10 protein-coding genes and 1 pseudogene are annotated in these 16,143 nt (G+C 46.4%); 7 read left to right on the top strand and 4 right to left on the bottom strand.

Going from position 1 to position 16,143, the window contains the following annotated elements; genetic code table 11:
• The first annotated feature begins 142 nt into the window (after nt 1–142).
• The gene (locus tag JCM15548_RS05020; RefSeq protein ID WP_062122846.1) at nt 143–4,171 is read left to right on the top strand and encodes a hybrid sensor histidine kinase/response regulator; all 4,029 of its coding nucleotides are present in this window, start codon (nt 143–145) and stop codon (nt 4,169–4,171) included.
• A gap of 17 nt (nt 4,172–4,188) precedes the next feature.
• Nucleotides 4,189–4,470, top strand: coding sequence for a helix-turn-helix domain-containing protein (locus JCM15548_RS05015; protein WP_062122844.1), 282 nt, complete (start codon nt 4,189–4,191; stop codon nt 4,468–4,470).
• Between the two features lie 59 nt (nt 4,471–4,529).
• Here JCM15548_RS05015 and JCM15548_RS23085 read toward each other — a convergent pair whose 3' ends face one another.
• Both JCM15548_RS23085 and JCM15548_RS23080 read right to left on the bottom strand, forming a co-directional pair.
• Nucleotides 4,530–5,576: a glycoside hydrolase family 97 catalytic domain-containing protein gene (locus tag JCM15548_RS23085; RefSeq protein ID WP_227625489.1), complete on the bottom strand. Its 1,047-nt coding sequence runs from the start codon at nt 5,574–5,576 to the stop codon at nt 4,530–4,532.
• A complete protein-coding gene (locus JCM15548_RS23080; protein ID WP_227625488.1) occupies nt 5,534–6,475 on the bottom strand; it encodes a glycoside hydrolase family 97 N-terminal domain-containing protein in 942 nt (313 codons plus the stop codon). Before JCM15548_RS23080 ends, JCM15548_RS23085 begins: the two co-directional genes overlap by 43 nt.
• A gap of 372 nt (nt 6,476–6,847) precedes the next feature.
• On the opposite strand from JCM15548_RS23080, the pseudogene JCM15548_RS26160 reads away from it, so the two are divergent.
• The 3 genes and pseudogenes from JCM15548_RS26160 to JCM15548_RS22225 all read left to right on the top strand — a co-directional run bounded on the left by JCM15548_RS26160 (nt 6,848) and on the right by JCM15548_RS22225 (nt 9,789).
• Nucleotides 6,848–8,460 (top strand): annotated as a pseudogene (locus JCM15548_RS26160) (cytochrome ubiquinol oxidase subunit I).
• Nucleotides 8,453–9,583, top strand: a complete 1,131-nt coding sequence (locus JCM15548_RS05000) for a cytochrome d ubiquinol oxidase subunit II (protein WP_062122843.1) — start codon at nt 8,453–8,455, stop codon at nt 9,581–9,583. Before JCM15548_RS26160 ends, JCM15548_RS05000 begins: the two are co-directional and overlap by 8 nt.
• A 50-nt stretch (nt 9,584–9,633) precedes the next feature.
• On the top strand, nt 9,634–9,789 hold the full coding sequence (locus JCM15548_RS22225) for a hypothetical protein (RefSeq protein WP_173427648.1): 156 nt from the start codon (nt 9,634–9,636) through the stop codon (nt 9,787–9,789).
• Between the two features lie 37 nt (nt 9,790–9,826).
• Here JCM15548_RS22225 and JCM15548_RS04995 read toward each other — a convergent pair whose 3' ends face one another.
• The gene (locus tag JCM15548_RS04995; RefSeq protein WP_227625487.1) at nt 9,827–10,597 is read right to left on the bottom strand and encodes a CDP-alcohol phosphatidyltransferase family protein; all 771 of its coding nucleotides are present in this window, start codon (nt 10,595–10,597) and stop codon (nt 9,827–9,829) included.
• Nucleotides 10,598–10,841: 244 nt separating this feature from the next.
• Entirely contained in the window at nt 10,842–13,358 is a 2,517-nt protein-coding gene (locus tag JCM15548_RS04990) for a beta-mannosidase (protein ID WP_227625486.1), read from the bottom strand.
• 582 nt (nt 13,359–13,940) lie between these two features.
• On the opposite strand from JCM15548_RS04990, the gene hisG reads away from it, so the two are divergent.
• A complete protein-coding gene (hisG, locus tag JCM15548_RS04985) occupies nt 13,941–14,813 on the top strand; it encodes an ATP phosphoribosyltransferase (protein WP_227625485.1) in 873 nt (290 codons plus the stop codon).
• 23 nt (nt 14,814–14,836) lie between these two features.
• Complete coding sequence (hisD, locus tag JCM15548_RS04980; protein WP_062122840.1) at nt 14,837–16,138, top strand: histidinol dehydrogenase; 1,302 nt, start codon at nt 14,837–14,839, stop codon at nt 16,136–16,138.
• The last annotated feature ends 5 nt before the right edge of the window (nt 16,139–16,143 follow it).

The following is a 16,143-nucleotide window of genomic DNA, read 5'->3' as shown; positions in this document are numbered from 1 at the left end:
GTGGGAGGATCCAAGGTTAAATGTGGCGGATAATTGAATAATAATTAGAGGCCAAACACATTATTTTAAAAGGTTTCTGCTACTTTTACAGTCCGTCATTTTTTTGTTTGTCTGCTTCTGACACCTTTTAAAAAGATCAGCCATGGATACATTGAAGAAAGCCCTGTTTTCCATTTTAGTTTTTCCGGGATTACTTTTGATATCAGCCTCTTTAAAAGCAGAGGTCAGCTATCACTTCAGGTATTTAACCATTGATCAGGGGCTTCCCCAAAACACCGTTCACAGCATTCTGCGCGACCAGCATGGATTTATGTGGTTTGCTACAGGGAACGGACTCAGCAGGTATGATGGCTACACTTTCAAAAACTTCTGGAAACCGGATCTGCCCTCTAATCTGGTCAATGCTTTAGCCGAAAGTTCAGACAACATTTTGTGGATTGGAACTTCACAGGGATTGGTTTGCTACCATCAGGATACCGAAGAATTCACCCCCTTTCAACTGCCGGTTAAGCAAAACAGCCGGCTAAACATTGTATCACTTTACGCAGAAAGCGCTACCCGAATTTGGGTGGGAACCTATGAACACGGGCTGTTTTTATTAAATAAAACGGACAACGAATACCAAATCACCAATTTCAATACCAACAACAGTCAACTCCCCGGAAACCATGTCACCTCCTTCCTCAAAACGAAGGACGGACGTCTCTTAATTGGAACCAATCATGGCATCGGTGTGGCCGATCAACAGCACCCCAACATTCACCTTTTCACGCAAGGTAATTTGCAGGATGCTTTGGTTCTTTCTCTGTTTGAAAGCATGGAGGGGGATTTATGGGTGGGAACATTCAATGGCATCTGGGTTTACAATCCGGTAACTGGCCGCGATGAATGGTTTCAGCACAATCCTCAGGACAACTGGTCCATCAACCACAACCGGATCAACGAAATATCTCAGGATTTCAGAGGGAATATATATATAGGGACCCTTGGTGGTGTTAATATCTATAACCCTTCATCCAATTCCTTCGAGGCCTTACCATTCAACACCAGCCAGGAATTTTCTCTCAACAGCATATTTATCAATTGTATTGAATTGGATGATGAAGGCAATGTATGGATCGGCACGGAAAAGGGCGGGATTAATCATTTCAACCTCTTTCAGAAACCTTTTCATCACATTGTCCACCAGAGCAATAATCCAAACAGTCTCTCAAACAACACCATTAACTCCATTATGGTGGACAACAAGGACGTTTTATGGATAGGAACAGCAGGGGGAGGTTTAAACGAATATAACCGTAAAACCGGCCAATTTAAACACTACAACTATGAGCCGGGCCAGCCCGGTTCCATATCCTCCGATTACATAACCGCCATCACAAAAATCCCCAACGGCTCTATTTGGGTAGGCACCTGGGGAGGAGGCCTCGGCAAGATGTTGCCTGACGGTACTTTTCAGACCTTCATCCCCCCGGTTGTAAATCCGGAAACCGACTTCCAGAATACCTTTGTTTCATCTCTTTTATACGACGAGCGCGGCTACCTGTTTATCGGGACAGAAGGTGGCCTGGCCATTATGAACCTGGCTTCCGAAAGCTTCATCAATCTCAATCAGAACAGCAATGCCCTCGCTCAAATAAGCGAAATAGGCTGCCTGTTAAAAGACCGCAACAACGACCTCTGGGTCGGCACACGAAACGGCCTTTACTCATTCTCCATCTCTGACTTAAACCTCCCCTACAACGCCGTCAGTCCCGCCAGTCAAATGACCGTTTATAAAAGTAGCCACCTTTCCAATGAGGAAAACCGACTTCCGGGTGACTACATCATTTCCCTATTGGAAGATAACCATGGCCGTATATGGATTGGCACTTATGGTGATGGCCTTGTAAAAGCTCAAAAAAAGGAGGATGGTGAGTATCTGTTTACCCAATATTCAAAAGAAGAGGGACTCAGCAATCATGTCATTTATGCCATCCAGCAGGACGATGCCGGCTATATATGGGTGAGTACCGATTATGGATTGTCTCGCATCCATGCAGAGACCAACCATATCGACAATTACTTTTCTGACGATGGTTTGCTGAGCGACCAATTTTACTGGTCGGCTTCCTACAAATCGCCATCGGGCGAATTGTTCTTTGGAAGCGTGAATGGCGTCAACCACTTTTACCCTTCCAGCTTTCCTGTATATCCACACGAACCGGATGTCACCATCACGGCCCTGAAAGTCTTTAACATCCCCGTACAAACGGGCGACAAAAGATATGGGAAGGTGGTCCTGGACGAGCCTTTGGCCGACATAGAGGAGATTTCTCTGTCATATAAAGACAACATATTCTCGATAGAATTTTCTGCTCTGGATTACTTCCTGACCCGAAAAATTAAATATGCCTATCAACTGGAGAAGATTGATCGTGATTGGGTCGAAGTCACTTCCGATCAACGGTCGGCGTCCTACACCAACCTAAAGGGCGGCACCTATCTATTCAGGGTTAAGGCCAGCAACAGCGAGGGCGTATGGAGTGAGCATGAAAAGCATTTATTGATTACCATCCGCCCCCCATTTTGGCAAACCACCTGGTTTCTGATACTATTAATCCTGACATTGATGGCCGGTGCCTTTTTGTATCTCAAGCACCATACCCGCCGACTATTACTGGAGAAAAATAAATTGGAAAAAATTGTCAGTGAGCGCACCCGGCATATTGAAGTACAAAACCAACGCATGCGTGAACAGTCAGAGCAACTCCAATTTACCAATTCTTCCTTGCAGAAAAAGGGTGAACTGATTGAAGGCCAAAAGAAGGAACTGGAGGAGAAAAACAGTGAAATCATGCTTCAGCGGGACCGCTTGATTTCTTTAAACAAGGAAATAGAGAGCATCAATCAAACCCGGCTGCGGTTTTTCACCAACATATCCCATGAGTTCAGGACGCCACTGACCTTGATTATTTCTCCGGTGGAACGCTTATTAAAAGAAATGCATCTCCCGGGCATGGCCCATGAGTTGTTGACCTCTGTTCAAAGAAATGCCCGCCGATTGAATTTACTTATTGATCAATTGCTGATGTTCCGGAAAATTGAAACAGGGAATCTGTCCATACGCATCACCAACAACGACATAGGGGCTTTTATTGATGAAATATTTCACGCCTTTGACATCCTGGCCGGGCAAAGAAACATCACCTACACAAAAACAGTTGAATTGGGCAAAGGCCCCTACTGGTATGATGGTGAAAAAATGGAAAACATCCTTTACAACCTGCTCTCGAACGCTTTCAAATACACGCCTGAAGGAGGAGCCATATCCCTTGTGGTCAAGGAACATGCCCCAAACGCACCAGAGCATTCCAAGCCCTCCCTTTCAATAGAAGTGGCAGATACAGGTATCGGCATCAATGATGAGCAAATGGAGAAAATTTTTAACCGCTTCTATCGCACCTCTAATGGCGGAGCCACGAAAGGCTCAGGCATCGGCCTTTCACTCACCCGGGAACTGGTGGAGGCCATGAATGGCTCCATTGTGGTCACCAGAAACAAACAGAAGGGAAGTCGTTTCATAGTTACTCTTCCCTACCGGCAAGAAGATTTTGAGGGTGCCGAAATCAACGAGTTGCCCGTGTATGATGTCAACGAAATGAGCCATAAAATTCAGGTAGTTCTGGACAATTTGAAGGACGAGGAACCCTTTATGGATGCCGCCCAAAAAGAGTCTTCCGAAGAGGCAAAAATTCTCGTCGTTGAAGACAACCGGGAATTGGCCCTATTCATCGCCAATTCCTTAAGTGGCCAATACAATGTATTAGTGGCCGAAAACGGTAAGGTCGGATATGAAATGGCCCGCAAAAATGCACCTGATCTAATTCTATCGGACGTCATGATGCCGGAAATGAATGGCATAGATATGTGCCGGCTGATTAAAGGCAATCTTTACACCAGCCACATCCCGGTTATCATGCTCTCTGCCAAAGCCTTGCTGGAAGACCAGCTGGAAGGATTCCAGATTGGTGCCGACGACTACATTTCCAAACCCTTTAACCTGGACATACTTAAAGCGAAGGTCAATAATACCATCGAGGCCAGACGTAAAATACGCACCCTGTTCACTTCGGAATCAGGCCTGCCAAAAGCGAGTGGCCACGGCGAATCCCTGGATGAAAAATTTTAGCCAAAGCCTATGACATATTGGAGAAATCCTACAGCAATCCGGAATTTAGTGTCGAACTGTTTTCGGACGCCATGTTTGTCAGCCGTTCCCTCCTATATAAAAAGCTCAAAGCGCTGGTAGACCTGTCTCCCAATGATTTCATCACCATTTATCGCTTGAAGAAATCCCTGCCGCTGCTCTCTTCCAAAGAACTATCGGTGAATGAAGTGGCCTATACGGTGGGCTTTAACGATCCCAAATACTTTAGCCGCGTATTCAAAAAGTTTTATAAGAAAACGCCCAGCGAATACCTGCCATAAAAAATTAGCCCGCAGCGACGATGGCGTCGCTGCGGGCTATTAGATCATTCAAGGATAAATTAGGAGGCAGGAAAAAAGGCGACAAAGCCCCCGTTGGGCTGCATGGTAACATCCAAACTGCTTCCGAGGACTTCTTCACGCTCAAAGGTTCCGAACGTTTCACCATCTATAAAAAGATGACCGGACAAGTCCGTTCCGGCGAACGACAAATCAAGATTCAAGGCCCGGGGTGTGTTTCCTCCATTAATGCCGGCCACATACCAGCCATTTTCGGCCTGACGGGCGACAACTGCATATTTGCCCGGAAAGCCATCCACAAACTGAAGCTCCTTCCACGTTGAAGGTAATTCTTTCAGGAAATTTTGAATATAATCCGGCATTTGCTTCATGCCCCATGGAGTTTCTGCCAAATGCTGAATCCCGGAAGTAAACATAACAGGCAGGGCCAACTCGTGCGCCACAGTTGTTTTTCTTTCAATACCGGGAAGACCACTTAAATTCATTGGGGTATAATCCATGGGATCAAAAACATTGCGTGTAAAGACCTGCATCACATTATGGAAAGGTGCCTGATTGGCGTTTTCCTGTTCAAAGGTGATAAACTCCATACCCTTCACGGCCTCAGTGGTCACAAAGTTGGGATAGGTCCGGTGCCAGCCCCGTGGTAAGGTGGTCCCGTGGCAATTAACCATAATCCCATATCGGGCAGCATCTTCAAACAAATCATGGTAATAGGCGATCATGGGCTGTCCGTCCCCGCCAAAAAAATCGACCTTAACGCCGGTGACGCCCATCTCATTCAAGCGGGCAAACTCTGCTTCGCGACTTTCACGGGTAAGCATTCTGTCCTTGGGTGTGTAAGGTGTCGTATTCCAGTCACCCGCCGAATTGTACCACAAGACCAATTCCACGTCCTTCGACTGGGCATATTCAGACAGTTCGGCGATGCGTTCATAACCAATTCGTTGATCCCAGGAGGCATCTACCAGACAATAAGCCCATCCCATTTCTGAAGCAAAATCAATGTATTCCATGGTCCTGTCATAGTTGACCGATTCGTCCTTCAAAATAATCCAGCTCCAGGAGCAATACCTGGTTGCACCCATGAAAAATCCATGTCCAGAGCAGGTGCTGCCAAATCCGTTCCCAAAGAAGATTCTACCACATCTCCCAAAGAGCCAACAGCCATAAAACGCCAGGGCGTTTCCATGGGAAGGGTTGACATGGGATTAACATGACTTCCGGCAAAGGTTTCCCGCTCATCGGGAAAGCCAATTTTGTACTCCAGATCCTGATGACCTGGCACCAAACGGGTCCCGCAATAGTTACGGTCCACATCAGCCTCTGAGATCAACATCCAGATATCACCCACATTAAACAAGGCTGGATAAACCCATCCGGCTCCGAGTTCTGAAGGTGTTCCCGGTACAACCTCCACCTGATAATTCTCCTCATAGGATGGATTGGTAGATTCCCAACCGGTTTTGGCCACAGACATGGGTGACAAATAACCCAGTGCGCCGTCCACAAATCGAAAAGAGGAAGCTTCAGAAACAATCTCTTTCACTTCATCTGAGCTGTCGGGAAAACGATACCTGAATGCAAAGCCATCCTTAGAGAGTCGGAAAACGACCTCCATTTGGGCATCATTGGCATTCACCACTAACCAACTTTGTTCTTTATATTCATAGTTATAGTTAGCTCTCTTGCCTGTTTTCAACTGGTATTCATCCGTGATCCTAACCACATCAGACACCTGCACGAGACTCAACCCGGTCGAGAAGTCCTCATCGGCCATCGACAAACCCAGGCGGGAATTTTCCAATAAAACTTCCCCGTTGAAGCTTAGGGTATAATACATATGACCCTCATCACTGAAGTCCACAGCCACTTCCAGATTTCCATCCGGACTGGTCATGGCCTGTTTTCCGCTATCTTTAGCACATCCGCTAAGTAACAGAGCGACCCCAAAGGCCATTACAGAAAAAACTGAAATTCTTTTCATAAACAAGATCCTGTTATAATGAATAAACAAAAATGAAGCATTTTAGCAAAGGTGAAAAATACTTTTAAATATCTGAAAAATATCACAAAAATTAGGATTTTATGAACAAAAAAAAATGCCCCCCTGAAAGAAAGTGGCAATCCTCTTTTAACACATTTACTATCAAGAATAAAGACATGTTTCTTTAATCAAATAAAATACATTCAAAAGTATAAAGCCGATTGAATCAACAGATCGGGCGCATGGAATGGCTACGCTCCAAAAAAAATAGCAAGATTGTTGCCTATTTAAGTATCCTATTACCGAATTATTTATTTATTTTGCACCAACAAATCATTATCTTAGCACATATTAAAACAAATCTTATACATCATGCTTGAAAACATTGACTTTGAACTGGTCAATTGGTCGAGGGGGCAATTTGCGCTAACCGCCCTGTTCCATTGGATATTTGTGCCATTGACACTCGGCTTGTCCTACATGCTGGCCTTTATGGAGACCATGTATTACAAAACCGGAGATCCTGAATGGAAGCGTATCACCAAATTCTGGATGAAACTCTTCGGTATCAATTTTGCCATTGGCGTAGCCACGGGAATCATTCTCGAATTTGAGTTTGGAACCAACTGGAGCAACTACTCCTGGTTTGTGGGCGACATATTTGGTGCCCCATTGGCCATTGAAGGCATTATGGCTTTCTTTTTAGAAAGCACCTTTATCGCCGTCATGTTCTTTGGGTGGGACAAGGTCAGCAAGCGCTTTCACCTGACTGCCACCTGGCTGACCGCCATCGGGGCAAGCCTTTCCGCCCTTTGGATTTTGGTGGCCAACGCCTGGATGCAAAACCCGGTGGGCACTCTATTCAACCCGGATACCGTCAGAAATGAAATGGTGAACTTTTGGGCAGTTTTGTTCTCAGAAACAGCCGTCAACAAATTCCTTCACACCGTCACCTCCGGCTTTGTGGTATCAGCCCTTTTCGTGGTGGGTGTCAGTAGCTGGTTTTTGATTAAAAACAGGGAACACCTTTTTGCCAAGCGCAGCATTATCATTGCCAGTGTATTTGGCTCATCAGTTCATTGATACTGACCGGAACAGGAGACAGCTCTGCTAAAGAGATTGTAAAAACCCAGCCCATGAAGTTTGCAGCCATGGAAGCCCTTTATGAGGGTCAGACCCAGGCGCCGCTCGTGGCCTTTGGCATACTGAACGGGAGCGACCTGGACCAGCAGCTGGATGAGGACAGTCAGGCAGATTTCTTAATGAAAATTGAAATACCTTCCATGCTGTCGGTGTTGGCTCACAACGATCCCAATAGCTATGTGGCAGGTATCAAAGACCATATTATGGGCAACGAAGAGCAGGGGATTATGTCGTACTTTGAAAAAATAGAACGGGGTTACCATGCGCAACAGAAATTACTTGCCTTTAAAGAGGCCCAGAAAACGGATCCCAACGGAGAAGAATTCCTAAGCCTGAAGGCCGAATTTAAAGATCCCGAATTTGTCAACAATTACATGCGGTATTTTGGCTATGGCAGCTTCTACGATGACGACCCGGAGCAATTAAAAAAGAATGCCTTTACCATGGTACCACCCATATCCATGACCTTCTATGCCTTTCATATCATGGTTATGTTAGGAGGCTACTTTCTGGTGTTTTTCGCCGTCTTCCTGTTTCTGGTATTACGCAACCAGCTGCACAATAAGGTATGGCTGTTATGGGCCGCCGTCTGGACCATTCCCTTGGGATTCATCGCTTCCGAAGCAGGATGGATTGTGGCCGAAGTCGGCCGTCAGCCTTGGGTCATCCAAGACCTTATGCCCGTCATGAAGGGGGTTTCCAATATCGATACGGTATCCGTTTTGATCACTTTCATACTGTTTGCTCTTGTCTTTATCGGACTCTTTATAGCGGAAATATCAATCATGGTCAAGCAAATTAAAATCGGACCCAAAAAGAAGGAGGACCCAAGCAATGTTTGAAACACTGTCACATCTAGCACTTCAACAATACTGGTGGATAATCATATCGGTTCTGGGCGCGGCCCTGGTGCTACTCATGTTTGTACAAGGCGGACAAACGCTCTTTTTCACTTTAAGCAAAACACCAGAAGAACGTACACTGCTCATCAATGTATTGGGTCGCAAATGGGAATTCACTTTCACAACGCTGGTGACCTTTGGCGGGGCCTTTTTCGCCTCCTTCCCCCTGTTTTACAGCACCAGTTTCGGTGGCGCCTACTGGGCATGGATGATTCTCCTTTTTGCCTTTATCATTCAGGCCGTATCCTATGAATACCGCTCATGGCCGGGCAATTTTTTAGGTGGAAGAACCTATGAAGTCTTTCTTTTTATCAATGGCTTGTTAGGCACCTTTCTTTTGGGCGTAGTGGTGGCCAGCTTTTTTACCGGCTCCCCCTTTTTGATCAATGACATGAACCAGTCTTTCTGGCAATCGCCCTGGCGTGGCATTGAGTTGCTGTTCAATCTTCACAACCTGACTTTGGGTCTGGCAGTTTTCTTTTTGGCCCGTACTTTGGGGTTACTCTACTTCCTCAACAGCATTGAGGACGAAGAACTACAGATCCGCATCCGAAAGAGGCTCCTGGTTAATGGGCTTCCCTTTTTACTGTTTTTCCTCACCTTTATCACCTGGTTAATGCTTCGTGATGGTTTTGCCGTTCATCCTGATACCGGCGTCATATTTATGCAGGAATATAAGTACTTCATCAATTTCATAGAGATGCCAGTGGTACTTATTCTTTTCCTGACCGGTGTCGTTTTAGTGCTGTATGGCATTGGCGTCAGCGTGTTCAAAGAGACTTCAAAGGGTATTTGGCTGGCTGGTCCGGGCACTTTTCTGACCGTTTTCAGCTTGTTTCTGATTGCCGGCTTTAACAATACCGCCTTTTACCCTTCTTCCTCTGACCTTCAAAGCGCCATCACCATCATGAATGGCTCTTCAAGTCATTTCACCCTCACGGTAATGAGTTACACTTCACTGATGGTCCCCTTTGTCTTCGCCTACATCTGGTATACCTGGCGGGCCATTAACCGGCATAAAATGAACAAGGAAGAATTGAAGTCGGAGAACCACATTTACTAGTAGAAAGTGGTGAGATCCTATTAAAAATTGAACTTTTAAAACGCATAGACATGAGTTATTCATTTGCCCTACTCTGGTATTCACTCTGGTTCGTTACCATTATCGTCAGTTACTTTGCCTCACGTTTTGCCATTCTCTATTTTGAAAAAAAATGGAAAGCGGCTACCGAAGCGGATGAAAAAGCGGCAGACCAGGAAAACGCATAAAATGTGCATCACAAAAAAGCAGGGTAACATTTATGAGTCACCCTGCTTTTTTGTTGGATATTTTCGATCGTATGCTTACCGCAAGCACTATAGAATACAATACATAGGCCGGCACAATCACTGCCAGAGCACCGACCTGCAGAAATACCAGGGCAAACAGCGACACCACTAACAAAACATAGCGGTTTTCATTCCCCTTCCACCCAAAGCTTTTAAATTTAAGCGAAAACATGGGTATTTCGCTGACCAGCAAAGCAGAGAACACAGCAACCATTGCCAAAACAGCCCAAGGGTTGGTCAATTGAAGCCACCATCCCCCTTCTTTGAATATGAGGTAAGCCAAAGAAACAGTAAACATGCCGGTAGCCGTAGTGGTTAACCCGATAAAACTTTCGCTCTGGCGTTCATCGTTATTGAACTTGGCCAAGCGCAAAGCAGAAAACACCACCAGCAAAAAGGGCATCAAAACAAGGGCTTGCTGAGTCATTTCCAGTGTCAAAAACAGCCCACTCCACTGCCCTGTCAAAGAAAAATGCACCATGGCCGACAAAACAGCTGCAGGCGCCACACCAAAACTCACCAAATCGGCCAATGAATCCAAATCCTTGCCTATATCGCTGTACGCATGAAGCATGCGTGCAGCAAAGCCATCCAGAAAATCAAGCAGCGCCGCGGCTAAAACACACCAGGCGGTCAGGTCGGGCCGGCCAACCAGCGCCAAATAAGCACCGGTTGTTCCCAAAAAAAGATTTCCGCTGGTTAAGGCATTGGGGATATGACGAACAATGGACATAATTCTATTTTTCATTTGACTTACACCGCAAAGCTAAAAGAAAAATCTTCATCGTAGTCTCTGTCCCGCCAATTATTTTTATGATGAAGCAGCCGCTGTTAGGCTCATTAACCCAAATACATTTTCAATGCACGCAAGTGACCAAACCTTGGGGCATTACCGGCTCCGCTTGGCCATACAACATCGCCTTTAGTAGTCTGTAAAGTTCAATCACTTTCACCTAATTATCTGCATTAATAACATCCACCCGTCAAACCAATTACTTCAAGTCATTCAGGGTTTTTATCACAATATCCTTATCCCTATCGAGGGAATGGCTGCTTATCAGCTGAATGGTTTTGGGTCGTCCGGGTATCAAGTCAAAATAATTCTCGGATACAAACACATCGCCATGGGGGGTATCTACAAATACATCCTTAGCCAGTACAGGACATGTCAGGGTAAGGGCATAGCCTTTATCTGTAGCTTCCATGGTGGTTTTCACCTCCGCCCTGGCCAGCGGCAAATCTTTGGGCTCCGCCATGTAGGCGATGTTGTCGGCAATGACACTGTCTTTCTCTATCAATTCCAGCACGACCATCAGTGAACTAATGTCCATTTCAGGGGTAATAAAGGCGCCAAATGTATCTTCAAATATTTCAGTGGAGGTATTGGCCGCCACAGAAACAGGCACCTTTTCAGACAACAACACCGTGCCGTTCAAGCCCATCAGCGTCCCTTTTAGCTCACCTTCAAATGGTTCCAGCCGGTCACTCACCGCAAAAACCTTGATACGGTTCCCGGTTACCACGGAAGAAATAATGACTTCTTCATTGGCTTTACGCACGGCATAGTGCGCCGCCTTCCATCTGCCGTAAAAGTCAACCGTCGCCCATGAAATAGTTGGCCAGCTGTCATTGAGCTGCCAGTAAAGGGATCCCATGCAATGCGGCATATTCCGGCGATGGGACTCCAGGGCTGTTTTGTAGGCCTTGGCCTGCAAAAGTTGGCTGACATAGACGAAATCCTCAAATTTTTCAGGTACCTGATAGTAGCGTGCCATGTAACGGCGGATCATGTCATTGCCATCAAAGTCCGGCTCCACATATCCCATTTGTCCCCGCTGCCGGTGACGCATCACCTCTGAATCCCATGCCCAATCTTCTTCCGTGGAAAAATCTTTGATGGTGTGCATGCCCGGAAAGGCCTGCAAACCGTATTCGCTGACAAACCGGGGCACATCTTCCCCATAGGCCGAAAAAGGCTTTTGACCAAACCAGATGGTCCAGTCGTGCTCATCGCCTGAAAGACGATCGGCCAGTTGATCCCCATAAGCCGATGGGGAAGTGGACCAATAATCCATTCCCGGATGGTGCTTTTCTACAGCGGCAGGCAGAATATCCAGAAATATCCGGTTGTAAGTCTCCCACATGTAAGCCTCCACTTCGGGCTCAAACATATCGTTCCACCAATGGTGGAGACCATGCAGGTTTTCATTATTGCCGCACCACAAGGCCATACAGGCATAATTTCGCAAACGCTTCACGTTGTACTCCGCCTCCTGCCGAATATTCTCTAAGTGGGCTTTATCCCCAGGCTGCAAAGCACAGGCGAACATAAAATCCTGCCATACCAATATGCCGTTGCGGTCGCACAACTCATAAAAATAATCCTCTTCATAAATCGCACCGCCCCATACACGCAGCATGTTCATATGGGCATCAACGGCATTCCCTATTAAACGCTCGTAGGTCACCTTATCCACAGAAGGTGTTAAGGTATTCGATGGAATCACATTGGCCCCCTTCATAAAAACAGGGACGCCGTTGACTTCAAAATAGAAACTGCGGCCTTCCTCGTCGGGTGTTTGCACCAACCGAAGGGTGCGTACCCCAAAATTCAGAGCATGTTCGCCAACTACTTCCCCCTCCTTCTGTAATTCAAATTGAAAATGATAAAGGTAAGGATCACCCAATCCGTTGCTCCACCATAGTTTTGGTTGATGAATATCGAAACTTACAGGCACCAATTGCAGACCGGGTGCCAAATTGACTTTGGTCCGGAAAGCCTCCAAATCCCCGTCGGCCATTAAGGTCAATTCGTAGATCCCCTCTTCCAACACAATGACTTCCACAAAACCACGTAATTCGGCTTTATCCTCAGAAATGGCCACGGTTTCAACAAATACATCCTCAATACGGGCCTTATCAGCAGCCCGCAAAACCACCGGGCGCCATATCCCTGAAGTTACCAGTCGCGGTCCCCAGTCCCATCCATAATGAAAAGGGGCTTTGCGCGTAAAAACATTGGTTCTTTCCGCTTCAGGGGCCTGTTCATTCACTGCCGGAATCAGGTAATCCAACTGCCTGAGTTTTTCCATGCCTTTTTCTACCGGGGAATGAAAATAGACTCGTAAACTATTTTTGCCCTCCACAAGCGCCGCTTTCACATCCACCACATATCCCACAAACATATTATCCGCCGATAAGAGCAGACTGTCATTCAGATATACATCCGCATAGGTATCCAGGCCCTGAAAATCCAGCTCCACCAAATCTTTGTTCAGGATGTCCGCATCTACCTGGAAGGTGGTGCGATACACCCAGTCCTTATCTTCCACCCATTGTACCGAATTTTCGTTCTTTCTGAAATGCGGATCCGCCATCTTTCCATTGGCCAACAAATCGGCATGCACCGTTCCGGGAACCTTAGCCGACAGCCATTCATTGGTCCCGGCTTCAGAAAACTCCCAAGGCCCATTAATTTCAATGGCCTGTTCAGCCTTATCTTTTGTCATTCCACACGATGTAACCATAGCCATCATGATCAAATAAAGGAACCAAAGCGTTTTCATAGGTATCATTCTCATCTTTTATTCTTTTCGCTTGAACAGCAAATCCCGGGACCGAAAAAGTTCCGCATTAACAACGGCCTCTCTCTTCTAAAAAACCCATTTTTCAAAAAAAGTCCCCGTTAATTTACAGTTTTTTCAGTAAATGCCACCACCCGGCTGAACAATTGACCAAAAAAAGCAAGAGAATGATCATAAAACATCAGCCTTGCCCAAGTCAACCAGCAAATTGAAACATTTTTCGGGCAAAAAATTTGAATCAAAAAGAATTTATCCTAGTTTTGCAATGAACTAATTTTTCAGCTATGAATTTCATCCATCACATCAACGCTCATCATCATCTCCTAAAATAGGGGTGGGCTTGTTGTGTGTATCATATTACAAAAAGGCTTACCCTGTGCGGTGAGCCTTTTTTCGTTTGAGATGTTACTATATAACAGACTTAAGTAATTTTGAAACTAATTTGGAGAAATGTAACTTACATCATATTCAAAGATATTAAGACCAATAACTTAAACACAGATAAAGATGAACATGGATACAGAAACGACATTAAGAATTGCCCTGCAGAAGAAAGGTCGCCTCCACGATGACAGCATGGGCTTGATGAAAGAATCAGGCATCAAATTCAATATTGGCAATGGCCGATTGGTGGCCCAATCGACCGGATTTCCCGTTGAAGCACTTTTTCTGCGGGATGACGACATCCCGCAGACCGTTTTTGACGGCGTGGCCGACATGGGGGTGGTCGGAGAAAATGAATACCTCGAGAAAGGTTACGAGCTGGATATCGTCAAGCGTCTCGGCTTCAGCAAATGTCGTTTATCACTGGCCATCCCAAAAAGCGAGCACTATACGGGAGTGGGTTGGTTTGATGGCAAAAAAGTCGCTACCTCCTATCCCAAAATCCTGAAGAAATTTTTCGATGAGAAAAAAATTAAAGCAGACATCCATGAAATAGCCGGATCGGTAGAAATTGCCCCGGGCATAGGATTGGCCGACGCCATTTTTGACATTGTTAGTTCGGGCAGCACCCTGGTCGCCAACAGCCTCAAAGAAGTGGCGGTTGTTATGAAATCAGAAGCCCTGCTGGTGGTCAACAAAAATCTGGAGGCGGATAAAAAAGAGATTCTCAACCAGATGCTGTTCCGCTTTGATGCCGTTCAGGCCTCCTCTTCCAACAAATATGTGCTATTGAATGCGCCCAACGACAAGGTCAAAGAGATTGTCAGCATTCTGCCAGGCATGAAGAGTCCCACCGTATTGCCCTTGGCTGAAGAAGGCTGGAGCTCCATACACTCGGTCATACAGGAAGATCAGTTCTGGGATGTGATAGACCAGCTGAAAGCCAATGGGGCACAGGGCATACTCATCATTCCTATTGAGAAAATGATTCTGTAAACAACCGATTAAGCGACGAAAACATGCAAAAATACATCAATCCGCCAAAATCCGATTGGAGCACCTTGTTAAAGCGTCCGGCGACCGACGTCTCCGGATTATACGACACCGTAAAAAAGGTATTGGACGAAGTGAAACTCGAAGGCGACCAGGCAGTAGCCCGGTACTCCGAAAAATTTGATGGCTATACCGGTAATGAATTCCAAATTCCTTCAGAAACCATTGCCAGGGCAGAAAGCCAACTTTCTGACGGGTTAAAGGCAGCCATTCGGACGGCAGCGGCCAACATCGAGAAATTTCACATCAGTCAGTGGCAGCCCATGACCCGCGTGGAAACGCAACCGGGCGTTATCTGCTGGCAAAAAAGTGTGCCCATTGAGAAGGTTGGATTGTATATTCCGGGTGGCACAGCCCCGCTGTTTTCCACCGTGCTCATGTTGGGCATTCCCGCGCGAATTGCAGGTTGTAAAGAGGTGATATTATGCACCCCGCCGGATAAAAACGGCGCAGTGCACCCCGCTATTTTATTTGCGGCACATATGGCCGGCATCAAGAAAATCTACAAGATAGGGGGCATACAAGCCATAGGCGCCATGGCCCATGGCACCGAAACCGTTCCCAGTGTGTACAAAATTTTCGGTCCGGGTAATCGCTTTGTCACCGCAGCCAAGCAACTGGTCAGCATCAACGAGACCACCATTGACATGCCGGCTGGTCCCTCAGAGGTCCTGATTATGGCAGATGAATCGGCCAACCCTGCTTTTGTGGCGGCCGATTTGCTGTCGCAGGCCGAACATGGTGCCGACAGTCAGGTCATCCTCCTAACCACCAGTCCGGATTTACTCGATGCCACTTTGGCCGAAGTGGACAAGCAGGTGAAGGTCTTGCCACGCGTAGCAGGCGCCTTAGGAGCTCTGGAAGACAGTCGCGCCTTCCTGCTGACCTCCATGGATGAAATGATGGAAATGAGCAACCGCTACGCTCCTGAACACCTCATTCTGGCCGTAAAAGATGCCACCTCTGTGGCCGAAAGAGTGGTCAATGCCGGGTCTGTTTTTATCGGGCATTACACACCGGAAAGCGCAGGAGACTATGCCTCCGGCACCAACCACACCCTTCCCACCAACGGTCATGCGCGTACCTATTCTGGCGTGAACCTCGACAGCTACATCCGTAAAATCACTTTCCAGAAAATAACGGAAGAGGGTTTGCGCGATTTGGGACCTGTGATAGAGACGATGGCCGAAGCCGAATTGCTTCAGGCGCACAAAAATGCCGTCACCCTTCGATTAAACAGTTTAAAATCATTCGCCATCAACCAATAGCTATT

Origin of the sequence: Geofilum rubicundum JCM 15548 (genome assembly GCF_000974365.1) — a bacterium.
GTDB classification, from domain to species: domain Bacteria; phylum Bacteroidota; class Bacteroidia; order Bacteroidales; family Marinilabiliaceae; genus Geofilum; species Geofilum rubicundum.
The sequence above is the reverse complement of the archived record's forward strand: the minus strand, read 5'-3'. Positions and strand labels throughout refer to the sequence as shown.

Coding starts and splice junctions, on each gene's coding strand:
- JCM15548_RS05020 (WP_062122846.1), top strand. CDS start 143: ATGGATACATTGAAGAAAGCCCTGTTTTCCATTTTAGTTTTTCCGGGA.
- JCM15548_RS23085 (WP_227625489.1), bottom strand. CDS start 5,576: ATGGGTGCAACCAGGTATTGCTCCTGGAGCTGGATTATTTTGAAGGAC.
- JCM15548_RS23080 (WP_227625488.1), bottom strand. CDS start 6,475: ATGAAAAGAATTTCAGTTTTTTCTGTAATGGCCTTTGGGGTCGCTCTG.
- JCM15548_RS05000 (WP_062122843.1), top strand. CDS start 8,453: ATGTTTGAAACACTGTCACATCTAGCACTTCAACAATACTGGTGGATA.
- JCM15548_RS22225 (WP_173427648.1), top strand. CDS start 9,634: ATGAGTTATTCATTTGCCCTACTCTGGTATTCACTCTGGTTCGTTACC.
- JCM15548_RS04995 (WP_227625487.1), bottom strand. CDS start 10,597: ATGAAAAATAGAATTATGTCCATTGTTCGTCATATCCCCAATGCCTTA.
- JCM15548_RS04990 (WP_227625486.1), bottom strand. CDS start 13,358: ATGACAAAAGATAAGGCTGAACAGGCCATTGAAATTAATGGGCCTTGG.
- hisG (WP_227625485.1), top strand. CDS start 13,941: ATGAACATGGATACAGAAACGACATTAAGAATTGCCCTGCAGAAGAAA.
- hisD (WP_062122840.1), top strand. CDS start 14,837: ATGCAAAAATACATCAATCCGCCAAAATCCGATTGGAGCACCTTGTTA.